Below are 23,608 nucleotides of genomic sequence, written 5' to 3'. Positions count from 1 at the left end.
ATGGATATCAGCACAATTATCGGTGGTTCCCAACCCATCAAACTGGCCCCAGACGAAGGCAAAATTCCCTGGGACGATGCGGCTTTCAGCCAACGCATGCTGGCGAACCACCTGTCGCAGGAACACGACTGGGCAAGCCGTAAGTTAGCGGTAATCGAACAGCAGGTAGCCTGGATTGCCAACCAGCTACCTGCTGGCGCACGCATTCTGGACCTCGGTTGCGGCCCAGGTTTCTACACCCGATTGCTGGCACAGCAGGGCTTTTGCTGTACTGGCGTCGATTTCTCACCGGCCTCTATCGCCTGGGCCCGCCAGCAGGCACAGACCGCTGGGCTCAGCATTGAATATCTGCAACAAGACGTGCGGGCATATTCACCGGCAGAGAGGTTTGATTTCATCATGATGACGTTTGGTGAACTCAATGTCTTCAGCGCTGCCGATGCCCGCACACTGATCAACCGCTGCGCGCAGTGGCTGGCGCCGGGCGGAAAACTGCTGGTAGAAGTGCACACCTTCGAAGAGGTAAAGCGCCAGGGTATGGCTGAACCGAGCTGGCAACGCTGCCCGCAAGGGCTGTTTCTTGCCACCCCTCACCTGCTGCTGACGGAACACGCCTGGGATCAGGAGTCCCAGACCAGCTCAGCGCTGTTCTGGGCCATCGAGGAAAACGGCAACACCACGCGCTTCGGCAACCAGATGACGGCCTGGCAGGATGACGAATATACCAGCCTTCTTAATGACAGCAATTTCACCGTGATCCTCCGCCCGGACGGTTCCGCATGGCCAGTTGGCGAGACGTTTACTGGAAAACTGTTTGCACTGCTGGCGGAAAAGAAATGATCACAACCCCTGAGGTAATGCCCCTTATGACTCAACACAGTGAAAGGAATTCTGCATTGGATATCCCACGTATTTTTAATATCAGCGAAAGTGCTCACCGCATCCATAATCCGTTCACACCCGATAACTACGCCACATTAGGTACCGTGTTACGCATGGAACCCGGCACGCATGTGCTCGATTTCGGCAGTGGTTCTGGCGAGATGCTCTGCACCTGGGCACGCGATCATGGTATTACCGGTGTCGGTATAGACATGAGCCAGCTATTCAGCGAGCAGGCAAAACTGCGCGCAGAGGAGCTCGGTGTCGCCGACCGAGTGAATTTCATCCATAACGATGCCACTGGCTATGTCGCTAACGAAAAATGCGACGTGGCCGCCTGTGTCGGGGCCACCTGGATCGGTGGAGGTGTCGCCGGCACCATCGAGCTTCTGAACAAGAGCCTCAAGCCTGGCGGCATCCTCCTTATCGGTGAGCCTTACTGGCGTCAGTTACCGCCGACGGAAGAGGTGGCCAGAGAATGCGGTGCTACTTCAATCGCCGACTTTCTCACTCTTACGCAACTTGTGGCCTCTTTCGATGAATCAGGTTATGACATTGTGGAAATGGTGCTGGCAGACCAGGAAGGCTGGGACAGATATATCGCGGCCACGTGGCTTACCCTGCGCCGATGGCTCGAGGCGAACCCTGACGACGACTTCGCGCAGGAAGCCCGGGCACAGCTGACGATATCGCCTAAACGCCACGTCACCTATACGCGCGAATATTTGGGATGGGGAGTTTTTGCATTAATGGCGCGTTAATGTGCGGCACAAGGGATGAGTTTACGCAACTTGCCTTGGCCACATGACCGAAATCACAGAGAGGACAATTTGAGATAAGCTCGCACTTACCTCCTCCCAAATCCGCAGCACGGGGAGGAGGTACCCACATTCATCGCAGGTTAAAACCAGCCCACCCACTGATTTTATGAGTGATCCTTTACTGCCCTTCAGTTTGAGGTAAGCCGATATGATAGAAAAGACCGAACATGACTATTGAGAATTTCAAAGGCCGGTTTCACGCCTTCGGCATCAGCAACCTGGACGAGCGGCTGATACACTCTATCACCCCGGTTCGAACAGCTAACGGTGGAAGTTGCAGCGCTTGGGGAGCGAAGGGATATTGCAACCTCACTATTTCATCAGGTTCGTCTTTGCCTGTAAGTAATGCCTTTCCGTTAAGTTACGATCTAATTCACAATTTCAAAACGTTATTTCATTTTTTATAGATCGCCATTCCAATATGAGAGAGTGCGTATTCTCATCCTCATCTCCTCTGGTTATTCTATCGCCGGAAACCTACCCAACAGAGGCTAAGGCTATGGAGTCAAAAAACAGTTTAAAATTACTTACTGTATTCACTTCTGCTCTTTTCACTTCGTCAGTGATGGCAGAGGCTGCGTTCAAACCCGTAACCCTTGAGTCACTAAACCTCCCTGATCGCACATGCAACATCAGAGATTACGGGGCTGAAGCGACGGGAATATGGTACGACACCAAGGCATTTCAGGCAGCAATAGACGACTGTGCAGCAAAAGGTGGTGGAACGGTACGAGTTCCGGCTGGATTTTATTTGTCTGAGCCACTTTTTCTGAAAGACAATATTAATTTCCACCTTGAAAAAGGGGCCATCTTACAAGCCGCCGCAGAAAAACCCGCTTATACCCCTTCGGATGCAACCAAGAAATGGGCTGGCACGGAAAAGCTGTGGCCAAATGCCGAAAACTGGTTGGCTTTCCTGAATATTGCAGAAAGTAAAAATATCGCTGTCACAGGGGAAGGGATTATCGATGGCCAAGGCTCAGCCCTGTTGGAGGCTTTTCGTGCCAATGCCAGAAAAACAGGCTCAAAGGGCCCGACCAACAGGCCCCGGATGGTTTTCATCAAGAACTCCAGCAATATCCTTATAGAAAACCTGACACTGCAAAACTCCCCCAGTTTTCATATCGTATTCTTCAATACTGAAAACATAACGATAAACAACACCAAAATTTTCGCCCCTGAATGGTGGGAAAATACCGATGCTATCGACCCAATGCATAGCAGGTATGTCACGATCACCGGAAACACGATCAGTTGCGGTGATGACCATGTCGCCATTAAATCTGTCTTTAATGATGACAATACGCATGATTTTTATATCGCGAGGAATACGTTCCTTGAGGGGCGCGGGCTGTCTATCGGCTCAGAGTCATCGGGAGGGATCCGTAATATTCTGGCAGAAGATAATACATTCGAAAACGCGATGTATGGCATTCGGATAAAGTCGCCAAGAGGAAAAGGCGGGCTGGTTTCCAATGTAGTCTATAAGAACACCGAAATGACCAATGTTGAAACGCCAATCGTTCTTGCCGGTTATTATAAAGGAGGCCCGGTAACTGAGGCTGGAAGGGTTGACGCTCTACAGAAGGGGAGTTTGCCGGTGGATTTATGTTAGGTAATCAAATCTACCCTTCTCCGGCAGATAAAGCCCAACCGTTCAATAAGCACACCACTCCTCACTTTGATAACATCCAGTTTATTAATCTGACATCAAAGGGTCACTCTCAGTCTGCCGGTTTTATTATAGGAACCCCGGAAAAACCATTCACCAACATCCGGTTTGATAACGTAAAAATCAGCGCCGCAGAAGGGCTCAAGGTCCGGAACGCAAACCTTGAAATGCAAAACACCCTTATCACCAGCCGAAACGGGGAAGGGATCATTGAGGAGGCGGGAGCCGTTATCAACATAGCCCCTGCCCCATAAACAGAATACTTCTTGCCGTTTCAGTGTTCATCGCCGACCATTCCGTCGGCGATTTTCCTCGTAACATTAACCGTGGGCGAGAAAATTTCTGTGCTGCTGGCAATGTTATCCCCTTTAAAGAGCCAACATTCTCAGATCGGTTCCATACCGTTGTTGATCTTGGCTTCTATCGCCGCCGGTGAGGTCAGGAAGTTCAGTAATACCTGAGCCGCTTCTGGCTGGTTGCTCTCAAGAGGAAGCCCAGCGGAAAAACGGGTCATAATCTGGATATCCGCAGGCAAAGGGCCAAGAATAACAATGCCCTTCAGATGAAGTAGTTCGCTAAGCTGCTGGAAGCCAAGTTCCACTTCACCATTGGCCACCAAAGCGCCAACCGGGACACCCGGCGGAGCCTTTACCATGTTTTCTTTGATTTGTTCGGCAATTCCCCAACGCCCGAAAAGTTCTGCCAGGTATACGCCACTTGGCCCGGTGGAGTAACCGATCGTCTTGGCCGCCAAAACGGCCTGCTTAACGGCCTCTTCGCTGCCAATATCAATTACCTGTGCCCCCTCCTTCACGGCAATAGCCACGCCCGACTTAACCAGATCCACGCGGCTATGTGGGTGCACCTTTCCTGAATCGATCAGTTTATCGATAGCACTGGCGGACAGGATCACCACATCAAAAGCTTCGCCAGCCTCGATACGTCTGGCGGCATCCACTCCGCCTACTGACTCGAGCGCCACCTGGTATTCTGATTGCTGCTCGAATTGCTTTATCAGTTCGACCAACAGCGGGCGAGTCGCCATCGAGGAGATGATACGCAATGTCACTGGCTTTTCGGGCGAATCTTCGGTTGGTGCTGCCGTTGCCAGGCTGGTGATGCTCATACACAGGCCTAAAACCATAACGTTAGAATATGCCATTAATATGTCCCCACAACCACATTGCCCCAAAGACAGAGTCACCTGGTCTTCAGGGCTGAGCGAGTTTTAAATTAACTGAATAAAGTATTTGGCGGGCAAAATTACTTAACCAGACCCAGTATTTCCCACCAAATATAACCAACCGTCATTGTCACAATAAAACATACCGTCGCAATAACCGCCCCGGATATCCACCACTGCTTAACATTGCTATAGCCAGCGCCAAAGATGATAGGGGCTGAACCACCGCCATAGTGCGTCAACGCACCACCGTAAGAGTTGGTTGCCGCCAGGACCAGTGCCAGCGCCATCGGATCGGCACCCGCAACTTTACCGACGGTAAGGAACACAGGGAGCATGGCAATGGCATATGAACTGGCAGAAGCAAAGAAATAACGGATGATAATACTCAGGAAACCGATAATGGTTAATGCAATGAACGGGTTATGCCCAAAATCGACATTGTTCTGTATCAGTTCCGCCAGCCACTCAAATACTTTCTCTTTACTCAGCGCACTTGCCAGGCCGATGATGCCGCCAAACCAGAGCAGCGTGTTCCAAGCGCCTTTATTTTGCAGAACATCATCCCACTTGATGACTCCCAGCAAAATACACAGTGCCATCGCCATGATGGCAACCGCTGTCGCATCAATTTTTAGCGTGATACCAAACAGTTGCCCAAGAATGGAAGGCAATGCCCAACCAAGCAGTGCAGAAATAAATATACCGACTAAAAGCTTTTCATTGCGCGTAATCGGCCCTAATGCAGCCAGGCCTTCATCCGCAATTTTTTTGTTATCTACCTTGGTTAATTCTGGTTTATCAAGATAATAACCAACCGCGGGAACAATCAGCAGCAATACCAGGCCTGGAACGATCATGGCCAGGGCCCAAACACCCCAATCCAGATGAATGTCCAGAATTTTTGCAGCAAAATCAGCGGCCAGGAGATTAGGAGCCATCGCAGTTATAAACATAAAACTGCTGACCTTCATGACAAAGTAGATATTGGACATCAAATATGAGCCCGCCTTCTTTGCCGTATCACCCGGTTCTGACCCCAGAGCTTTAACTACCGACAGGATGATCGGAAAGACAATTCCCCCACTTCGCGCCGTATTCGACGGTGTCACGGGAGAAATAACAAACTCTAAAAATGCAGTCACATAGCCAAGCCTGAGAGTGGTTCCCCCAAAGAAGCGGATCATGTGAAATGCAATACGTCGCCCTAAACCAGTTTTAACAAAAGAGATACTGATCCCGAAGGCGGCAAACACTAACCAGACCGTCGATGTTGCATATCCCACCAGGATTTGGTTGGTGTTATTAAGAAAAAATCCGGCAAAACCTACAACACCCAACAAAACAACAGCTTCAGAAAACGGCTTTAATATAAGGCCACAAATAGCCGCCAGATAGAATCCGGACAGACGCCATGATGCCTCTGTCAATCCTTCAGGTGGCGGAATAAACCAGATTACGAGCGGTATCATCACTAAGATACACAATTTCCATATCTTACTTTTCATGCTGCAGTTTCCCCTTTCCAAGGTATTTTAATACTGAAACTTACCGGCATTCTAAAAACGTAAATAACATGGTCGAGTTAGCCCTTCTCATAGAAAGAGCCCCCGGATAAACGCTGTATCCGATTACGGATTTAGGGGTGTGACTTTAAATCGTTAAGAGTATTGAAGTAACGTAGCCCTTTTTTCTCAAGAGGCTCGCGCATTTGATAAATATCCAGCCCGAGTTCGCCATTAGCCAGGCGCTGGCGTTTGCCAATTTCGAGAGCGACTCGGGCCTGGGCTGCCTCGGCAATGGCTGCGGCTTGTCCCCCGGCACAATCACGACGCCATCATCGTCTGCCACGACAATATCGCCAGGGTTGACCAACTGACCCGCGCAGATCACCGGCACATTCACCGAGCCAAGCGTGGCTTTGACTGTGCCTTGTGCCCAAATCGCACTCGACCACACCGGGAAATTCATTTCACGCAGGGTTTGGCTGTCACGGATCCCGATATCACCAACCAGCGCCACCACTCCGCGTGCCTGTAGTGAGGTGGCCAGCAGGTCGCCAAAGAAGCCGTCATGGCACCCGGAGGTCGGCGCCACCAGCAACACATCGCCGGGTTGGCACTGCTCGACGGCCACATGGAACATCCAGTTATCCCCTGGCGTAACCAATACCGTCACCGCGTTGCCAGCAATACTGCGCCCCTGCTGAATAGGTTTGATCCGCACGTCCAGTAATCCCTGGCGCTGTTGCGCTTCATGCACCGTCGCCACGCCATATTCAGAGAAGCGCTGTAACAGGGTAGTTTCGGCACGATCAATATGTGTAACCACCACACCTTTCATATTAACCAGATTCATGACAGATCCTCCGTGACGCGAGGGAACAGGCTTTGGTAGCCTTCGCCGTGGGTAATCGACTGGGTACTGGCAATACCAATGTTACGTTTCGCCTGCACCCCACGTTGCAACGCCACTCGCGTGTAGTATTCCCACAGGTGTTCCTGACCGGCCATACATTGAATGGCCGCGTATTTTTTATCCCATACTGAGGTGATATCCAGCAGGACATCAGGCTTCCAGCCACACTGTTCAGGCTGATGTGGTTCGAAGCAGTACACCGGTGGCGCACCAATAATGGTCTCGCCTGGCCGGTACCCTTCCGCCTGCGCGATAATGCGGGCTTCCTGGGTCAGGCTGGCCGCCAGAGGATGGTCATAGTTGTAGGGATCTGCCAGCGAATGGGTCAGAACAAAATAAGGCTGTATGCAGCGGAATACGTCTGCCAGACGGAACAGGCTTGCTTTATCTGCACGCAGCGGATAGTCACCCATATCGAAAAACTCAATACTGGCACCCAGCACGTTTGCCGCCGCTTCGGCTTCGGCATGGCGGCTGGCTTTTACTATTTCTTCCGTCATATTGCCTTTACGCCATAGCTTGGCGGATTCGCCGCGTTCGCCATAAGAAAGGCAGACAATATGAACGTGATAACCCTGTTCAACATGCAATGCAATGGCCCCGCCAGCACGCCAGACAAAATCTGCCGAATGAGCGCTGACCACCAAGGCCGTTTTTTGTGAAGAAATTGCCATATCATTTTTCCTTTTGTTGCAGTTTTATCTGCTGAGGATTCTGGCATGGCTTAATTAATGGGAAATAGTGAGTTTTATTGCCCGAGCGACAAATTTTATTTAAGCTGAAAAAATAAAATAAAAAACTGCGAATTAATATGCGAAAGAAAAATGAGTTTAACTCAATAAAAATTATGCAAATAAGAGCATTTTGCATGACAGCCGAACAGGGAGCGGCCTCTTTGGCGGCGCTAAATTTATTTCGCACTCAGTCTGCCATTACTCGCTCTATTCGTGATCTTGAACACACTTTAGCCATCTCATTATTTGAACGTCACGCCAAAGGCATGCTGTTAAGCGATTTAGGCAAAGTCATTCTGCCGCGGGCCTGTTCCGTTATGGAAGAGCTGGCGCGGATCCCAACACTTTTACGGCGGTTGCAGCAACGCGAGGATCAGGGCGGTGAAGACGCTGAGCCCATGTGGCTATTCAACGAACGTCGTCTGCAGATCTTCCTCTCTCTCTATCGCCAGCATCACACTCTGCACGTCGCACAGGCACTGGATATCACCCAATCGGCGGTAAGCGCTGCGCTAAAGGTTCTGGAAAAAGGGGCAGGTACGTATCTGTTCCACAGAACGCCAAGAGGGATGATGCCCACTCCCGCCGGTCATGAAATTGCGCCTGGCATCAGCCGGGCATTGAACGCGCTCCATCATATTCCGGAAGAGATCACCGCATACAAAGGGGTATTTACCGGTTCGGTACGAGTGGGTGCCCTGCCATTAAGCCGTGCGCGGCTGTTGCCACAGGCAATGATTAAGCTTATTTCCCGCCATCCCGGTATAAAAATAGTGACGAATGAAAGTGGATTTACCGCTCTGGTTGCTGAACTGCGTGCTGGGGATATAGATTTCATTATCGGCGCACTGCGCAATGAGGAAACGCTTGTTGATATCCATAGCGAAATGCTATTTGGAGAAGAGCTGATTTTGTTGGCGCGACCCGATCATCCCTTAGCGGGTCGCACGGTAAAACACCAGGAGCTCAGTGATATTCAGTGGGTTTTACCGCGAAATCACGCACCATCACGCCATCTGCTGGAAACCGCATTCGGAAAAATGGGGCTCGCATCGCCCAAACCAGTGGTAGAAAGCGGCGATCCCGCAGTGGTGCGCGCGCTACTGTTGGGATCTGATATGGTTGCGGCCGTTTCCTCTCATCAGTTGGACTATGAGGTTTCTGAAGGGATCCTCGTACCACTGCCTATCAACCTGGCAGGGACACGGCGCGAAATTGGTCTGATGACTCGCCAGGGAGCCTTGAATTCACCCGCAACAGATGCGCTGATCCAATGCATTCGTGAAGTTATTTATTCCGATCAAGGCAAATCAGCCGCAGCCAAATAAAAGGGGAACCGCAACATTGCGAGCTCCCCCTTCACTTTCATGGCCGCCGTTTATGGCACCGTGAGGATCGCCGTGACCGAACCGTAGAAATCACCCGCTTCCACATTACCTACCTTGGTCAGCGTAGAGACAAACTCCAGAGGCATCTTCCGCCCTGCCAAAGCAAGCACGCTGGTCCCTGTCGCTCCATTCACCCCATCAATGGTCACCTGGCTTTGCAAGCTACCGTCGCTACGCAGTTTTACCATGCCATTACCGGCTGGTCCCGCGGCATAAACCACAATATTCATGTCCAGAGAACAAAGGATATAGGCGGTCTGACGGGCCTGATGCCCCTCCACATCTCTCAACTGAACCTGACCGTGCGTCAGTTCAATACTGGCGTCGGTAAATCCACATTTACCTACCGGCGGCGGTACGATACCGCATAGACTGCTGGGCATCATTGGGCTACCACCCGCACCTGAGGTCCCTATGGTTGTCTTATAGTATATCCCGACGCATTCCTGAGTGACTGCTGGCCCACTGTGGTTCTGGGTACCGCTACGTGGTAACGAATATTTACGTTGAAAAGCCGCCCCTACATCGCCTACCGTCGCGAATTGCTGGATACCATCAATATACTCCCCGCCGTCAGAAACCCAGTTCCCAGCCTCGTTGCCATCGCTGTGCCGGTGCCCGATAAATGCCGTGCATTGTGGCCACCCATAGCATGGATTTGGTGTGGCATCGACAATGTCCCAATATTGAATGGTCCACCAATATTTAGCCACCTCCGGTGTCCCTTCACTTTTGGTAATAAACGAATAGATTGCGCTATTGGCGCTATACGCTGTCAGCAAAGTGACAGTCAAGAGAACCATTCTAATGGCTTTCATAAACACCCCTGTGATCGTCCCTTATCCATTGCGTATTAATGCGTCCGCCGTTGGTGTCAGGGTCAGCCGTATTGCAGGCTACTCATATTCCAATAAAAACGTAGCACTGGCGGTAAAGGCACCAGGATTAATAGTTTGTTGGATAATCGCCTCGGGTTCTCCCTGCACATAGGCCCGCAGGCTGATGATATTATTGCCGGTGACTAACCCCTGGTTGTAGCTGGCGCTATTTAAGGCCACCAGATTTCCCTGCGGCGTTTCAATACCGATGGCAATGCCGCTGGTCTGGCTTGCGCCGGATATCGCCAGCAGCCCATTCAATCGGGTGTTTTCTATGCCGGAAAATGTCAGTTTCACCAGATTACCCAGGCTGATATCACAATCATCAAGATGCATTACCAGAGGCTGCCCCAACGTGCGGCCGTTGATATACATATACTTCTCAACTATCGAACCAAAATCGATATTGATATCTTCATCTGCCAGTCGCAATGTGCAGGGCTCTGCAACCAAAGCCCCCTTGAAACGTACATTATCGACGGCTGAAGACAAGCCAGGTAACCCCATAAGCCCTACCATCAAGGGCAGTAAAAGTGCTGAAAATCGCATCATGTTGCCTCCCTATTATTGGTAGTCAGCCTGTAGCGTTACCGCCGCTTCAAACGGACCTTCCGTTAACACCAGGCCCGGCTGTTGCACCGGCACCGCTTGAAGGTGGGGTTTATTGGCTGGCGTGGTGGTAATTTCACTGCCCAGGATAAAGGGCACACCATCACGGAGAATTTTAATCCCCAGACCGTTAATGTTGGTTTGCACCGCCGCGTTATCAAAAGAGGTGTTGCTCCCAGTTAACTTCAGCTTCAATACCCAGCTGTGAGTATTAGGTTCGCAGACCAGGTCATAATTAATGTCCTGCATATAATTAACGCCATCCACCTTTTTAATACCGACCTTTAAGCCAAAATCAACGGTGATATTATTGCCGCTATTGATGGTGCAAGGAGGCGGTTCGAGTAATGTCCCGCGAAACTCCATATCCCCCCGGCTGCCAATGCAACCGGTAAATATCCACTAAAGCCCACAATCAGCAGGGACAACAATAAGATGCGCATAGTCAATGTCTCCCTCTGTTTACTGGTAATCGATCAGTAATGTCGCTGATGCAGTGAATTCCCCACCGGTCAGGTTTGCCCCACCCCGCTTGACCGGCACCGCATAAAGTACCGGTTGATTAGGGTAGGTATAGTTAAACCAGGTATTGATATTTAACTGTTGTGTTTCATAGTACAAAGCGATCCCAAGATCGTCTTTATTGGTACTCAGTAACCCCGAATTAAAACTGGTAGGGCTGCCCTGGATACTCATTTTCAGGCTGTTGGATTTCTGAATTTCGCAATTAAGGCTATAGCTGATGGCCTGCTTATAGTTGACGCCATCAACACGGGTGGTCATCACCTCATCGCCGAAATCCACCCGAATGGTCTGATTATTGTTAATAATACAGGGCGGAGGGAGGATGATTGTCCCTCTGATATTCACCGGCACATTGGCAACCGCCGGGGCAGTGGCCAGCAAGAAGCCAAGCAAAATCCCGGCACGCTGCTTCCCTGCCCTTATTCCCTCCCGGCGATGCTTGCCAGGAACAGGATAATTTTGTTGCATACGTTCTCTCCTTGCAGACCCGATCCGCGCCCTCTCCCTGTAACCTGGCACGACCGGTTTGGGTTAACCTTTCTTCTCAGGTATCACCTGACAGTCTGCCCCGCCACAGCGGAACGTTAGCGCTGGCCGCCCACCATAATCATTGACGTAGGTCAGTACCGGCGATCCACCTAATACCCCTGCAGCAACATTCAGCGGAGCACTGCCTTGCGGTTCCAGCATCAACGGCTCAAAACCCGGTGCGCTCACACCCTTTCGGCTACCCGCATCCACCAGCGTCACGTAGTAAGGCGTCGGGTTTTTCACTACGTATTTGTCACCCTGCCTGATGAGCGTCAGTTGTTCCTGCCACGGCGTCGCCATCTCTGTCGTGGTCTTCACCAGTGCCTTTGGGCGATAGAACAGTTTGATACGCGTCTGTAACGCTAACTGCAGCGTGTTTGCCTTTTCACTCTTCGGCGGGATCTCACGCAGGTTAAAGTAATACAGCGTTTCCCGATCTTGTGGCAGTTGGCTTAACACCGGCAAAGCCTGGACTTTAACCTGGCTTTTCGCACCCGGTTCAATACGCTGTACTGGCGGCAATACCGTTAACGGACTGGTCACCTTGTTACCCTTCGCATCTTCTATCCAGCCGTGCGCCAGGTAGGGTAATTGCGGGTTGTCATTATTGACACTCAGGCTCACCGACTTCTCCCCCCGGCAAAGATAATCCGGGTACGATCCAGCGCAATGGCTGCCTGAGCCTCTGTCACCAGTGCGCACAGCAGGGTTCCGGCGACCAGCACCATTCCTGTATTTACTTTTTTCATATCCTGTCCAGTCATCGTATTGTCTCCGCCTGGGTCTGTACTGCGGCCAGATCTGTTGTGCTTGTGTTGGGGGCAAGTGCCCGACACGGCAGTAGCAATTCACTCATTCCGTCAGCCGGCAATGTGCTCGGCATTGTCAGTTCGCACTGCGCCTTTTCGTCCCAGTGAACCGTCATCTTCTCTCCACGCTCAATGCCGCTCAGGTACACGCTGCCGCCGTCGTTGACGATCCCCACATCACGTTTTTTCAGGTTCTGTACCGTGGCACCGAACGGCGGCATAGTGCCGTCGGCCAGGCGTATTACCGCCATTGCCTTCTCACCGGCAACCACGTCAAACCTGCGATAACCTATCGCTCCCTCCGTCATCGTCGCCTGCACCACCGATTTCATTGCTTCGGCGTTATCCGGCAACTTGTCCAGATCGATATTGATACGGTTGCGGTAGTAACTGTTGATATCTGCCACCACGGCTTTGCCGAAGCGGTTGGTCAGCACCGGTGCGCCATAGTTGCGAATAGGGATACCTGCCACGCCATCGGTGTCAACCAACAGACGGGTCCCCCCGGTATCGCCACCCGGTGCAGCGCCGCCCCTTCGGCGGTTGCCGTCATCCCCCTGCAGCGCCAACCCAACCGTGCTGTAACTCCCCGACTGGGCACTGGCGGTGGCGTTAATCTGCGCCCAATCCGCCTGATGGCTATAGAACCCACTGGCCAATGCGCCATGACGGTTCCAGCCGCTGCTCACCTGATAGTTGCCGCGATCGCCGACCCGATCTGAGTAACTCACCCGGTGGGTATTGTCATTGCGATCCTGCGTGCCGCTGTAGCTGACTGACCCGCCGTTGCCCCACGGCATAGATATGGACAGGAATACCCCGTCGTCATTCTGTCCGTTGTACCCATTGCGGTAACCGGTCATCGTCAGGCTGAGGTTTTTAAAGCGCCCGAGGTCGAAGTAGCGCATCAACGACAGGCTATAGCGATCGTTGGCGTCCCGATCCCAATAGGTTTGATGGTCGTAGTTCAGATAGGCCGTCAGCCCTATATCACGGAACTGCTGGCTGTAGGACACCGTGTACATCTCTTTGCTGTTCTGGCTACGGGTTCCGAGGTTACGCACCTCCAGAAACTCGCCCATGGTCATAAAGCTGCGTTCCGAGAAACGGTAACCGGCGAAGGTCACCTGGCCACCAATCTGGTCAAAGTTTTTCGAATAACGCAGGCGGTAGGAGCCCCCACTCAGAGTTTCTCCCTGTGGCAAACGCGCCCGCGACTGAGTCACGTCAAACGACAATGCTCCCAGCGCCATCAGGTCACGGCCAATCCCCACAGCCAGCGCGTTATACTCGTCACCGGCGACAACGCCACCGCCAAACAGTGACCAGCCGTTGCTGACACCCCATGAGAACTCACCGCTGCCAAAAAGTGGCCCCTGCGTACGGTGCCGCCAGTCTGTTGGCCGACCACTGGCCAGTTTGTAGCGCACCATTCCTGGCCGCGTCAGATAAGGGATACTCGCCGTGCTGATGCTGAATGTCTGCACGCTGCCGTCCTGCTCTTCAATGCGCACATCCATCAGCCCCGAGACGGCATTGCTCAAGTCCTGAATGCGGAACGGCCCCGCAGGCACCAGCGACTCATACAGCACGCGCCCTTGCTGGCTGACCACTACCCGGGCGTTAGTACGTGCCACCCCACTCACCTCCGGCGCATAACCGCGCAGGTTCGGTGGCAGCATCGCGTCGTCACTCACCAGGCTCAGGCCGGTGTAACGGAAACTGTCGAAAATGTCGGAATTTAAGAAATCTTCCCCTACCGTCAGTTTGGCGCGAAGCGCTGCGATTGCCCGGTAAGCGGTATACTGTGTCCAGTCAAAATCACGTTGGCTGGATTGCCCTGAGCCGGTCTGATGGTCAATCTGGGTCTGCCAACTGGCCCGTAAACGCCAGCTTCCCACGTTGGCGCCCACCACCCCGTTACCGTTCAGGCTATAGCCCTTCTGGATTTCATCATTCTGATCCTGACGCTGGCTCTGGGCGTTAAGGTTGTAATCCAGCAACAGCCCGGGAATACCATCATCCCAGCGCGAAGGCGGGTCCCAATCGGCATTGCTGTATTCCAGATAAGCCTGTGGGACACTGATATACAACGTATTGCTGCCCAGTTCAGGGCGCACCGTCATCCCTTCCAGGCTACCAATCGTCAAACATTGTCCGCCACGCCACCAGGTTAGCTGACGGGTAAACTCTGCCTTGAGGCCCATCTGTTCCACCAATGCCACCGACAGGCAGGCTTCGGTGATGCTCGGATCAGCCGCTGAGGCGTAGAAAGGAACGGTTTGTTCCGGCAACTCCTGCTGATTGATATTGATCAGCAGGCTATATTCACCCGGCATGACATAACCGCTACGGGAAAAACGCCCCAGATCGATGTTGTCACGCTCCTGAATATCGAGCATTTCGGTATTGAATTCGATGGGTTTTGCGGCAGACACCTGACCATTCACCAATGCCAACGCAATCAGCAGCGGCAACAGGCGGGTACGTGGAACCTGTAATCCTACAAGTGGGGTGCTCATCATCCATTGACCTTTATGCGTTAATAACCTTCCCGGACGTTATCGTTGTTATTGAAGGGATTACCCCTCCGAGAAAGTAAATCTGTCTTGACGCGTTGACAGCCCATCATCACGTCTGCGTGCTTCTCAGTGGTATTCCAGCTGATAGCGCACTTGGGCACTGTAGGTGCCGGTCTGCAGCGGCTGATTGTTGCTCACCATGCGGGCGGAGTAGTGAAGCTGAATGTCCTTACCCTGCAGCACCGGAGTCTGCGGGGGAGCTCTTCGCTCGGAATGGCCTCATTGCCCTGCGCATCACTTAACACCAGCGCCACGCCACGGGCCTCACCTTCAACGCCGAAACGCCCATCCTCATTGCGGCCAGTAAACGTGACCCGGAAATGCTGCCTGCCCAGGATAGTGCCGCCAGAATGGTTCAACGTGCAGTTGACCAGTTTGATACTGAAAGGTTGTGCCAATGCCTGGCTGTTTCTGACTATCTGATCAAAGGGCAACGTCCCCATATCAATGGTCTGATCACGGCTCGTGGTATCTATGTCGCAGGCAGTGGCGACTATCGCTCCGTTCATGTTGAGCTGGCTTCCTCCCCAAACCGGCAGCGCAGTAGCAGCACTCACCAGTAAGAACAGCTTGGCAGCAGTAAATATATTCCCTGACATCCAGGCTCCCGTAATGAACGAGGAAAGCAAAAACTGCATGCGGAAACCGCATGCAGTCACATACGCTATTAGTTGTAGGCCAGCGTAAAGTTGGTGGTTGAGGTGAAGACACCTTCCACGATATCAGTCAAGGTAGTGCCAGCATGCCCTTGCAGATAAGCCGAGAAGCTCAGGGTGTTAGCCCCGGTCTGCAGGTTCTGTATGGTAGTCGGGGTACCCAGAATGATCGGTTGGTTAGAACCATCCACCATGGCAATACTCGCCCCTTTGGCAATACCAGTGATAGCCAGCAGAGTATTGGAAGTACCATCCGTGCCGCCATATGGGCCAGTGAAGGTAACTTGCACCTTGTTCTTGGAGGTGATATCGCAACCTTGCAGTTTGATATCAAAATTCAGTACGCTGGATTTGCCGCCGTTCACCAGCGCCACATTTGCCACTTGGCCAAAACTCTTGGTTTGGTCAATGCTTTCTGGGGCGATAGAGCAAGGTGCATCAATGATTTTACCATCGAATGTTACCTTGCCAGAACCAGCGTCGGCATTTGCCATAGACACCATTCCCAGAGACAAAATAGTAGCCAGCGCAATGTTAGTCAGTTTCATGTTTTCTTTATCCTTAAAACGTTAATTAACGAGAAATCCAGATATATTCATCCCGACACAATAGAAACGGTGCCTGCCGGTACAATGCAGTGCTGTTTTATTCGAGTAGTGGTTGATATATCAGGCAGAATCCTTTCAATGGGTACATAAGAAGGCATCCTTTTCCTTCACCTCTATTTAAGGCAGGGGGTGGCACGCAAAAAATAAACAACATTTTTCGCAGCCGAATCCATGGGTAAACTAATAAAATTAAATTTTATTACGACAGTCATACCAATAAATGTTTTTAACCATAAAAATAGATACACCAACCATAGAGTGAGTGTAAAATATATTTATAGTTAGAAAATTCTTAGTTTTTCCATCAGACTCCTCCCTGTTCCTGTCGCCCAAAAAGTATTGCAAATACCTCTAAGATTTGAAAGTACTTTTTCTTAATTGCCCAATTTCGCCATAAAAATCTTATTTTTATTCAAGAATATTCCTATTGCGACCATGCCGGTCGCAAAAATGGATTAATTGGCATTTTATTCTGTAAAATAGTCATAATACGATCTCACTGATCGTGAATTTCATTTTTACAAAACAATAGTCCGTGATAGCTTAGAATGGTAGACTGATGCCTCGTGCGGATGGAAAAGGGACTTTTAATTCCAACGGCCCCTCCTTGTTATCACTTAGATAAATTTAGCACAGTAAGGTTAATCCAGTTCTATCTTTCCTACCAAGACACATTAAATGGAGGTGGTGAAATGTCTTATCACAGCAATAAAGAAAGAGAAAAACAGCTTAATAATGTTCTCTTTGCCTTGAGAGCGCTCTGCAAAAATGACACGCCTCAGACAGCCATCCCTCCTCAGGCACAATGGCCAAAGACACGAGAAGTCGCAGAATACTGCGAAATAACTATCTATCTTGCTCGTTACTATCTACTAAGGCTGGTTGAAAACAAAAAAGCTTATGTTACTTCTGGCGCACTCAATAACAGTTTACGCTGGTACATTGCAGAATCTTCTCGCTTATCGAAACAGCATGAAAGAAGGGAAGAACAATCTATTGTGGCAGAAGGCTAAATAGGCTCATTAACCTGCGACACCTTTTTTATCTTTTTTAGCGCTGATATTCATCCATCGTTGTGTCTGCCTCTGAGATTAACGTTTGACAGACACCCTGATAGAAAGGACTTCATATCGTGGCACAGTCACTCTCCATTCTAATAATCGACACTGACCGCTATTTTATCGACGGCCTACGCCAAGGGCTCCAGGCATTTTTCCAGGCTCGTCAGCAGAACATCCATCTGCTTGAAGAAAAACAGACTGATGCCAAAGTCGATATCGTTTTCTTAGGTAATCTTGCCGCCAATTCTCCCTGGCTTTACCGGCTGCATCAGCATGATTGCCATCCGACCGTGTTCTTCATCAAAGAACTTCGTCGGAACAAAAGCGTATTTAAATCAGGGGTTCAGTGTGACAAATGCAATTCAAAAGCCTTGCATCGTCACCAATCTCTGTACGCACTCTATGACATGCTGGATAGCGTGTTGTTTTCACCGCCCCTGCCTTCATTAGCGGCCAACCACGACTGCTTATGCCTGTCACCATTGACGTCCAGGGAGGAGGAGGTTTTACGGTGCATACACAAGGGAATGAACGGGCGAGACACCGGAGCCTATTTACATATCAGCAATAAAACAGCGAATGCCCATAAACAGAACGCCATGCGTAAGCTGAATTTCAGATGTAATCAGGAACTGTACCAATGGCTTCTTCAGGGAGGGGGCACTATCTGTATGAAAGATCGCTGCAACTTTCCAAGCAGAAACCAACGGAGCTGCCAGAAATCAGCCCCCTGCCACCAATGCAATTTGTAGATCCAAGGAGAAGCCGCAGGTATACGTATACAGACGGTTCGCGTACACCAGCCTGAACCTATCTCAACATGCTACCTCCAGAACCTGCGATAGGTTCCTGCAGATAGGGGGTTATAAAATGGGTTTGCTGTGCTCCGCCGCATGCATCGCCAGATAGGCAGTGAGGTTTTCGTCATTAATACCCAAAGTACGTAAAACCTCGGCCATAAAGCTGACCGGGGCAGTGCCAGGTGCGGTGATAACGCGCCTGTCAGCCACCGCATAAGGCACATTCTGGTAGTAAGCCGCCCCAGCATAATTCAGGCTCGACAGGTTTTCCGCCGAATTGGAAGTATGCAGAACGGTGTCAAGCACACCCGCTTGCGCCAGCACGCGTGTCCCATCACAAATCCCCGCGACCACCACGTTGCCGCGATAGGCGGTAGCAACCAGGTTGGTGATATCTGGAGCCTGTTCGGTTTGCCAGATTGTCCCCCCGCACACCATTAGCAGATCGACTTCTTCAAGCTCAATAGCTTCTATCGCCAGATGTGGAGAGACAAGCATGCCGCCAGAAGAGGTGACGGGGTTTCCGCCTGGAGTGGCAAAGCGCGTTTCAAAACCGAAATAGCAACGCCCTGCCGAGTTAACCAGAGCCGTTTCCCAATCTGAGAAATTTTCTGTGAGGATAGTTATTGCACGAATCATATGAACCTCTTAATTGATGATGGCTGGTGATCCCCCAGGATCCTCCTTCCGGAAAAAAACAGTATTCGAAGCTGCTGTCAGTTTCCGTCAGTAGCCAGCTGACATCATTATTTATCCCCCCAATATTTGAAAATTTATCTTTTCGATTGTGGAGAAAATGTGAATTTACGCTTTCCTGCGTTTAAATACAAATAATTATCATTACAATTCCCATCTGTAAAATTAGTTACATTTGTTATCAATTTATTAATATAAAAGGGATTGTTGCGATGATTACTACAAGAAATAGCAGGTTGCGACCTTGTACATTGTTATTGGCAGGGCTTTTCAGTGGTTATGGCGTTGCAGCCGAAGAGGCACCAGAAGAAGATAAAGAACCCATGGTGGTGCGTGCCACTGCTGCCGAAGAGCTGAAGCAACAGCCTGGCGTTTCTATTATTACCGCCGACGACATCCGTAAAACCCCGCCGGTCAACGATCTTTCCGATATTATCCGCAGGATGCCCGGCGTAAACCTCACCGGCAACAGTGCCAGCGGCAGCCGTGGCAATAATCGCCAAATTGATATCCGTGGCATGGGTCCTGAAAATACCTTGATCCTTATTGATGGCGTCCCTGCGACCTCACGCAATTCTGTTCGTTACAGCTGGCGTGGGGAGAGAGACACCCGAGGAGATACCAACTGGGTGCCACCAGAAATGGTTGAACGTATTGAAGTCTTACGTGGTCCAGCTGCGGCCCGTTATGGCTCCGGCGCGGCCGGTGGCGTGGTTAATATCATCACTAAGCGCCCGACCAAAGACTGGCATGGCAAGATTTCCCTGTTCACCAACTACCCCGAAAATAACAAGGAAGGCACGACAAATCGGGCCAACTTCAGTTTGAGCGGCCCCTTGGCGGGGGATGCACTGACTATGCGCCTGTTTGGTAATCTCAATAAAACGGATGCCGATGCTTATGATATCAACACGCAGCAAAACGGGTCTTATGCTGCGGGCCGCGAAGGGGTAAGAAACAAAGACATTAACGCCCTGCTCTCTTGGAAAATCGACCCACAACAAATTGTCGATTTTGAGTATGCCTATAGCCGCCAAGGTAATATCTACGCCGGTGATACCCAATACAGTAATGGTAACCTCAGCCCCAACGATCTGGTTGCTTCACTTTATGGACAGGAAACTAACCGTCTGTATCGCCAAACGTATGGCATTACTCACAACGGTATCTGGGATTGGGGCCAATCCCGCCTGAGTCTCAACTATGAAAAAACCAATAACACCCGTCTGGCAGAAGGAACCACTGGCCGTGTAGAAGGCATGATCAACGATACCACCTATAACACCAGCCGGTTGGAGAATTACCGTGCGGGCGGTGAGGTAAATATCCCCTTGGATTTGCTGTTCGAACAAAATCTCACTCTTGGTGCAGAATGGAATCGCGAACAGCTCAACGATCCCGCCTCCATGCTGATGACCGATGCAAGCGGTGTGGTCATTGGTGATGCATCGGGGGACCCCTCTTCACGCAGCCCAAAAAACAGCGCGCAGATCGGTTCACTTTATCTTGAAGATAATATTGAACCCATCGCAGGTACCTTCGTGATCCCCGGTCTGCGTTTCGATTATCACAATAAATTTGGTGCCAACTGGAGCCCAAGCCTGAACGTCTCGCAAGAGCTCGGGGAGTATTTCAAACTGAAAGCGGGCATCGCCCGAGCGTTTAAAGCCCCCAACCTTTACCAGTCCAGCGAAGGTTATCTGTTATCTACCCGTGGCAATGGCTGCCCGAACAATATTGCCTCCGGCAGTTGCTACCTGCTCGGGAACAACGATTTGGAAGCGGAAACCAGCATTAACAAGGAGCTCGGCCTCGAATTTACCTGGCAAGGGTATGATGCTGGTATTACCTATTTCCGCAACGACTATAAAAACAAAATCGTGGCTGGAACCGAGATCATCGGTTACGCCTCCAATGGTTACAATATTTTGCAGTGGGAAAACGGCGGTAAGGCGCTGGTAGAAGGGTTGGAAGGCAATCTGGTGGTGCCGCTGGTCGTTGATACGCTCACCTGGCGCACCAACGCGACTTATATGATCACCTCTGAAAACAAGGATACGGGCAACCCGCTGTCGGTGATCCCAAAATACACCATTAATACCCTGCTTGATTATCAGGTCACCGATAAGTTATCCACCAACCTGAGCTGGACGTTGTATGGGCGGCAAAAACCGCGAGAATATGCCGAGAGCCGCACAGAAACTGGCACGCTCTCCAGTAAGGAAGTTGGGGCATACTCGGTGGTAGGTTTTGGGGTGAATTACGACCTGATGAAAGATCTGCATTTAAATACCGGCATCACCAATCTGTTCGATAAGAAAGTGTACCGTGAAAATGAAGGAGCATCGACCTATAACGAACCGGGGCGTGCCTATTACGCAGGCCTGAGCTTGTCCTTCTGACAACATTTTATAAAAGTTGCCCCGGCCTTGCCGGGCTCCTTTTGGCAACCGGTAACGCAGTATCAAAAACCCACCGATAGGTGAAGTTCAGGCTCCATTCCCATAGGATAAAACGTCTTTTTTGGGGGCCAATCCACCATGGAATAACCAGTGATACAGTTCGCTATTCCGCTTGAAACCCAGTTTGCGCATCGCAGTGAGTTTATGTGAACTGACCGTCTTGACGTTAAGCATCAATTTATTCGCGATCTGGCCTGGGGTTAGCTCCCAGGCTATTCCCTCCAGGACTTCTCGCTCTCTCGGCGTTAGTTGCAGATGATCGCAGCCAATCTCTTTTCTTTCTGATAAAGACTGAGGACATACCTGGCTGAATAATTCATCCACCACACGTACCAAGGTATCTGGCTGCTCCCGGCGGCCAAATACGAAAAAGTTATTCTTGCCTGATTCATCTTGCTTCACATTGGGAGTGAGTATTTCATGAACCAAGATAGTTCCGAATCTGCCTTCCCGCTGTTTTCTTCTGAATCGATAGGGGCGTATCGGATCACCGATCGATTCGGCACGAATGATCAGATCGGCCTTAATCTCTGATGAGACCGACACAAAATTTAACGCCCAACCTTTTGCTAAAAAATATTCCTGAAAAATATTTTGTATACCTAACGCAAAAAAACTGTTGGGATCCTGAATAGAAATAAAAACATGTGGTTTCACTTTATCTCCTTATATACCAGACACTAGGTGTAACCAAGACCCTGTATTTCATCTCACGTCGGTATTGTCGAAAATGTACAAAATGAGGCTTTCATCAGGAGTTGAGAAGCAAGATCTTCAAACATCAACCTGGTGAACCCTCTATTTTGCATCAATAATTAGCCATCGAGTAGCTACACTCAGCCCCCCATTTAAAGGGTTATGGCCCCGCGAGAACAGCGTCACGAAATCTGTTGTGGTGGCTTATTGCCATAGGGTTGGTCCAATCCCGTGTTCTGAAATAGCGAGCAAAAACAGATGCGGTTTACTCGGTGTGAAAACCTCGATGATATGTATAAGGATAGAAATGTGAACCATCACTTAAGCCCCTTGTATACAACATCTACACTGCATCACTTTATATATCGCCACCACATTCCAACAGCATTAATTTTATTTAATACGACAAAAACAAGCAAAATAATCTAAATAATAATGATTAATTAGTTTTTTATGCCGATAAATTTATATTTATAGCTTTTAATCTCGACTTAACCTAAAACTTAACAACTGATGAGAAGATCATACTGGTAAAGATTTAATAAATTAACATTGATAAAAAAATAATTGAAACAAGGGTTGACTACAGGTATCGATAACAACTAAATTCCCATCCAAAGCGAAATGGATGAGACTATTCTTAGCCTTGGCGTATGGTGAAAAACTCACATTAGGGATAATAAATTATTACCATGAACTATATAATAAACTTAACTATTACCTTCGATCCTGAAAATAGAGCGCTAGTACTTGAAAATGATATTCAACAGTCTGTTGAATTGTCGAAACCGGCCACCAGGCTGCTCAGTGAATTGATTAATAATAATAGAGTCAATCTTAACCGTGATGACATTTTAAAGAGTGTTTGGGAGGATTACGGTTTTTCTCCTTCTAATGCCAGCTTGAACAACCACATTAGTGAACTCCGCAAGGCCCTCACCAGTTTGGGCATGAATAAAAACATCATTTTCACCGTACCGCGGGTGGGATTTAGAATGGATGCGGAAATCCATCCTATACCAAGCCCGACGACGGCAATAAAAGAACAAAACCAGGCCACTGAGAAAGTGGCTACCGCAGAGGAAATCAGCCCCTTCTCAGATATCGACATGATGGACACGACGATAAAAGAACAGCGTCGGTCTAAAAAAAGTACTGGATAATCATCGCTACCTTGGTATCCGCTTTCCTTTTAACCGCGAGTGTTGCCTGGGTGGCATTATTAATGGACCCGACAAAAGAAGATATCAGTTTTTTAATTACCCATGAAAAATGCAGTATCTATGACTTGAATAACAACCAACCTGAAAAAAACCATATTGATAAAGTTATCAAAGAAATGACGGAGGAAGGGATAGATTGCACCAGAGAAGATATTGATATTTATTATGCAGAAACGCGGCCAAACAACGAGCATCTTACAATTAGATTTCTCTCCGCCTGCAGAAAAATTAACAGCATCGAATACAAAAAATGTATAAACTACCAGGCACTTGAGTAATGTACATAAAAAGTCGTCATCACCCCATCGTTCATTATCGTCTTATGATTGATATTCTTTTTCATATCTCAATATAATAATAGATAACTATTCCAT

General features: G+C 49.8%; 22 protein-coding genes and 2 pseudogenes. 10 read left to right on the top strand and 14 right to left on the bottom strand.

The genetic code is table 11. The features are described 5' to 3' along the window. From ACQ86O_RS09540 to ACQ86O_RS09525, 4 genes are all read left to right on the top strand, one after another. A complete protein-coding gene (locus tag ACQ86O_RS09540; protein ID WP_431225028.1) occupies positions 1–840 on the top strand; it encodes a class I SAM-dependent methyltransferase in 840 nt (279 codons plus the stop codon). A 56-nt stretch (positions 841–896) separates the two neighbouring features. Continuing rightward, the gene (locus ACQ86O_RS09535; protein WP_431225027.1) at positions 897–1,643 is read left to right on the top strand and encodes an SAM-dependent methyltransferase; all 747 of its coding nucleotides are present in this window, start codon (positions 897–899) and stop codon (positions 1,641–1,643) included. A gap of 559 nt (positions 1,644–2,202) precedes the next feature. After that, positions 2,203–3,318 carry a glycoside hydrolase family 28 protein gene (locus ACQ86O_RS09530; protein ID WP_431225026.1) on the top strand — a complete coding sequence of 372 codons (1,116 nt, stop codon included), beginning with the start codon at positions 2,203–2,205 and terminating at the stop codon, positions 3,316–3,318. Continuing rightward, positions 3,312–3,629 carry a hypothetical protein gene (locus ACQ86O_RS09525; protein WP_431225025.1) on the top strand — a complete coding sequence of 106 codons (318 nt, stop codon included), beginning with the start codon at positions 3,312–3,314 and terminating at the stop codon, positions 3,627–3,629. Before ACQ86O_RS09530 ends, ACQ86O_RS09525 begins: the two co-directional genes overlap by 7 nt. A gap of 131 nt (positions 3,630–3,760) precedes the next feature. Here the strand turns inward: ACQ86O_RS09525 and ACQ86O_RS09520 are convergent, their stop codons facing one another. The 4 genes and pseudogenes from ACQ86O_RS09520 to ACQ86O_RS09505 all read right to left on the bottom strand — a co-directional run bounded on the left by ACQ86O_RS09520 (position 3,761) and on the right by ACQ86O_RS09505 (position 7,650). Next, positions 3,761–4,537, bottom strand: a complete 777-nt coding sequence (locus ACQ86O_RS09520) for a substrate-binding domain-containing protein (RefSeq protein ID WP_431225024.1) — start codon at positions 4,535–4,537, stop codon at positions 3,761–3,763. 101 nt (positions 4,538–4,638) lie between these two features. Beyond that, positions 4,639–6,066 (bottom strand): anion permease, encoded by a 1,428-nt coding sequence (locus tag ACQ86O_RS09515; RefSeq protein ID WP_431225023.1) that lies wholly within the window; start codon positions 6,064–6,066, stop codon positions 4,639–4,641. Positions 6,067–6,197: 131 nt separating this feature from the next. Beyond that, a pseudogene (locus ACQ86O_RS09510) lies at positions 6,198–6,916 on the bottom strand (4-carboxy-4-hydroxy-2-oxoadipate aldolase/oxaloacetate decarboxylase). Next, on the bottom strand, positions 6,913–7,650 hold the full coding sequence (locus ACQ86O_RS09505) for a PIG-L deacetylase family protein (protein ID WP_431225022.1): 738 nt from the start codon (positions 7,648–7,650) through the stop codon (positions 6,913–6,915). Before ACQ86O_RS09505 ends, ACQ86O_RS09510 begins: the two are co-directional and overlap by 4 nt. 137 nt (positions 7,651–7,787) lie before the next feature. Between ACQ86O_RS09505 and ACQ86O_RS09500 the strand changes: the two genes are divergently transcribed. Further along, positions 7,788–9,038: a LysR family transcriptional regulator gene (locus ACQ86O_RS09500; protein WP_431225021.1), complete on the top strand. Its 1,251-nt coding sequence runs from the start codon at positions 7,788–7,790 to the stop codon at positions 9,036–9,038. 50 nt (positions 9,039–9,088) lie between these two features. Here the strand turns inward: ACQ86O_RS09500 and ACQ86O_RS09495 are convergent, their stop codons facing one another. The 8 genes and pseudogenes from ACQ86O_RS09495 to ACQ86O_RS09460 form a co-directional block, all read right to left on the bottom strand. Next, complete coding sequence (locus tag ACQ86O_RS09495; protein ID WP_431225020.1) at positions 9,089–9,916, bottom strand: hypothetical protein; 828 nt, start codon at positions 9,914–9,916, stop codon at positions 9,089–9,091. A 78-nt stretch (positions 9,917–9,994) separates the two neighbouring features. Continuing rightward, positions 9,995–10,528 (bottom strand): fimbrial protein, encoded by a 534-nt coding sequence (locus tag ACQ86O_RS09490; protein ID WP_431225019.1) that lies wholly within the window; start codon positions 10,526–10,528, stop codon positions 9,995–9,997. A 12-nt stretch (positions 10,529–10,540) separates the two neighbouring features. After that, positions 10,541–10,951, bottom strand: coding sequence for a fimbrial protein (locus ACQ86O_RS09485; RefSeq protein WP_431225018.1), 411 nt, complete (start codon positions 10,949–10,951; stop codon positions 10,541–10,543). A 96-nt stretch (positions 10,952–11,047) separates the two neighbouring features. Further along, positions 11,048–11,578, bottom strand: a complete 531-nt coding sequence (locus ACQ86O_RS09480; protein ID WP_431225017.1) for a fimbrial protein — start codon at positions 11,576–11,578, stop codon at positions 11,048–11,050. Between the two features lie 63 nt (positions 11,579–11,641). After that, positions 11,642–12,390 (bottom strand): annotated as a pseudogene (locus ACQ86O_RS09475) (fimbria/pilus periplasmic chaperone). Positions 12,391–12,401: 11 nt separating this feature from the next. Further along, complete coding sequence (locus ACQ86O_RS09470) at positions 12,402–14,975, bottom strand: outer membrane usher protein (RefSeq protein ID WP_431225016.1); 2,574 nt, start codon at positions 14,973–14,975, stop codon at positions 12,402–12,404. A gap of 191 nt (positions 14,976–15,166) precedes the next feature. Continuing rightward, on the bottom strand, positions 15,167–15,631 hold the full coding sequence (locus ACQ86O_RS09465) for a fimbrial protein (protein ID WP_431225015.1): 465 nt from the start codon (positions 15,629–15,631) through the stop codon (positions 15,167–15,169). A 68-nt stretch (positions 15,632–15,699) separates the two neighbouring features. Further along, positions 15,700–16,236 carry a fimbrial protein gene (locus ACQ86O_RS09460; RefSeq protein WP_431225014.1) on the bottom strand — a complete coding sequence of 179 codons (537 nt, stop codon included), beginning with the start codon at positions 16,234–16,236 and terminating at the stop codon, positions 15,700–15,702. 752 nt (positions 16,237–16,988) lie between these two features. On the opposite strand from ACQ86O_RS09460, the gene ACQ86O_RS09455 reads away from it, so the two are divergent. Then, the gene (locus ACQ86O_RS09455) at positions 16,989–17,309 is read left to right on the top strand and encodes a FaeA/PapI family transcriptional regulator (RefSeq protein ID WP_431225013.1); all 321 of its coding nucleotides are present in this window, start codon (positions 16,989–16,991) and stop codon (positions 17,307–17,309) included. Between the two features lie 119 nt (positions 17,310–17,428). Further along, positions 17,429–18,109 (top strand): helix-turn-helix domain-containing protein, encoded by a 681-nt coding sequence (locus ACQ86O_RS09450; RefSeq protein ID WP_431225012.1) that lies wholly within the window; start codon positions 17,429–17,431, stop codon positions 18,107–18,109. A gap of 111 nt (positions 18,110–18,220) precedes the next feature. Here the strand turns inward: ACQ86O_RS09450 and ACQ86O_RS09445 are convergent, their stop codons facing one another. Next, positions 18,221–18,796, bottom strand: coding sequence for a type 1 glutamine amidotransferase family protein (locus ACQ86O_RS09445; RefSeq protein WP_431225011.1), 576 nt, complete (start codon positions 18,794–18,796; stop codon positions 18,221–18,223). 269 nt (positions 18,797–19,065) lie between these two features. On the opposite strand from ACQ86O_RS09445, the gene ACQ86O_RS09440 reads away from it, so the two are divergent. After that, on the top strand, positions 19,066–21,255 hold the full coding sequence (locus tag ACQ86O_RS09440; protein ID WP_431225010.1) for a TonB-dependent siderophore receptor: 2,190 nt from the start codon (positions 19,066–19,068) through the stop codon (positions 21,253–21,255). An 87-nt stretch (positions 21,256–21,342) separates the two neighbouring features. Here the strand turns inward: ACQ86O_RS09440 and ACQ86O_RS09435 are convergent, their stop codons facing one another. Then, on the bottom strand, positions 21,343–21,972 hold the full coding sequence (locus tag ACQ86O_RS09435) for a response regulator transcription factor (protein ID WP_431225009.1): 630 nt from the start codon (positions 21,970–21,972) through the stop codon (positions 21,343–21,345). Between the two features lie 731 nt (positions 21,973–22,703). On the opposite strand from ACQ86O_RS09435, the gene ACQ86O_RS09430 reads away from it, so the two are divergent. Together ACQ86O_RS09430 and ACQ86O_RS09425 are read left to right on the top strand one after the other, a co-directional pair. After that, the gene (locus tag ACQ86O_RS09430) at positions 22,704–23,174 is read left to right on the top strand and encodes a winged helix-turn-helix domain-containing protein (RefSeq protein WP_431225008.1); all 471 of its coding nucleotides are present in this window, start codon (positions 22,704–22,706) and stop codon (positions 23,172–23,174) included. A gap of 62 nt (positions 23,175–23,236) precedes the next feature. Next, positions 23,237–23,512: a hypothetical protein gene (locus ACQ86O_RS09425; RefSeq protein ID WP_431225007.1), complete on the top strand. Its 276-nt coding sequence runs from the start codon at positions 23,237–23,239 to the stop codon at positions 23,510–23,512. The last annotated feature ends 96 nt before the right edge of the window (positions 23,513–23,608 follow it).

It is taken from the genome of Serratia sp. L9 (assembly GCF_050632285.1).
Classification (GTDB): Bacteria; Pseudomonadota; Gammaproteobacteria; order Enterobacterales; family Enterobacteriaceae; genus Chania.
This window is presented reverse-complemented; position numbering and strand designations above follow the sequence as displayed.

Bases quoted from the DNA above. Each gene is read 5' to 3' on its own strand.
- ACQ86O_RS09540 (WP_431225028.1), top strand. From the start codon at position 1: ATGGATATCAGCACAATTATCGGTGGTTCCCAACCCATCAAACTGGCC.
- ACQ86O_RS09530 (WP_431225026.1), top strand. From the start codon at position 2,203: ATGGAGTCAAAAAACAGTTTAAAATTACTTACTGTATTCACTTCTGCT.
- ACQ86O_RS09525 (WP_431225025.1), top strand. From the start codon at position 3,312: ATGTTAGGTAATCAAATCTACCCTTCTCCGGCAGATAAAGCCCAACCG.
- ACQ86O_RS09520 (WP_431225024.1), bottom strand. From the start codon at position 4,537: ATGGCATATTCTAACGTTATGGTTTTAGGCCTGTGTATGAGCATCACC.
- ACQ86O_RS09515 (WP_431225023.1), bottom strand. From the start codon at position 6,066: ATGAAAAGTAAGATATGGAAATTGTGTATCTTAGTGATGATACCGCTC.
- ACQ86O_RS09505 (WP_431225022.1), bottom strand. From the start codon at position 7,650: ATGGCAATTTCTTCACAAAAAACGGCCTTGGTGGTCAGCGCTCATTCG.
- ACQ86O_RS09500 (WP_431225021.1), top strand. From the start codon at position 7,788: ATGCGAAAGAAAAATGAGTTTAACTCAATAAAAATTATGCAAATAAGA.
- ACQ86O_RS09495 (WP_431225020.1), bottom strand. From the start codon at position 9,916: ATGAAAGCCATTAGAATGGTTCTCTTGACTGTCACTTTGCTGACAGCG.
- ACQ86O_RS09490 (WP_431225019.1), bottom strand. From the start codon at position 10,528: ATGATGCGATTTTCAGCACTTTTACTGCCCTTGATGGTAGGGCTTATG.
- ACQ86O_RS09485 (WP_431225018.1), bottom strand. From the start codon at position 10,951: ATGGAGTTTCGCGGGACATTACTCGAACCGCCTCCTTGCACCATCAAT.
- ACQ86O_RS09480 (WP_431225017.1), bottom strand. From the start codon at position 11,578: ATGCAACAAAATTATCCTGTTCCTGGCAAGCATCGCCGGGAGGGAATA.
- ACQ86O_RS09470 (WP_431225016.1), bottom strand. From the start codon at position 14,975: ATGATGAGCACCCCACTTGTAGGATTACAGGTTCCACGTACCCGCCTG.
- ACQ86O_RS09465 (WP_431225015.1), bottom strand. From the start codon at position 15,631: ATGTCAGGGAATATATTTACTGCTGCCAAGCTGTTCTTACTGGTGAGT.
- ACQ86O_RS09460 (WP_431225014.1), bottom strand. From the start codon at position 16,236: ATGAAACTGACTAACATTGCGCTGGCTACTATTTTGTCTCTGGGAATG.
- ACQ86O_RS09455 (WP_431225013.1), top strand. From the start codon at position 16,989: ATGTCTTATCACAGCAATAAAGAAAGAGAAAAACAGCTTAATAATGTT.
- ACQ86O_RS09445 (WP_431225011.1), bottom strand. From the start codon at position 18,796: ATGATTCGTGCAATAACTATCCTCACAGAAAATTTCTCAGATTGGGAA.
- ACQ86O_RS09440 (WP_431225010.1), top strand. From the start codon at position 19,066: ATGATTACTACAAGAAATAGCAGGTTGCGACCTTGTACATTGTTATTG.
- ACQ86O_RS09430 (WP_431225008.1), top strand. From the start codon at position 22,704: ATGAACTATATAATAAACTTAACTATTACCTTCGATCCTGAAAATAGA.
- ACQ86O_RS09425 (WP_431225007.1), top strand. From the start codon at position 23,237: ATGGACCCGACAAAAGAAGATATCAGTTTTTTAATTACCCATGAAAAA.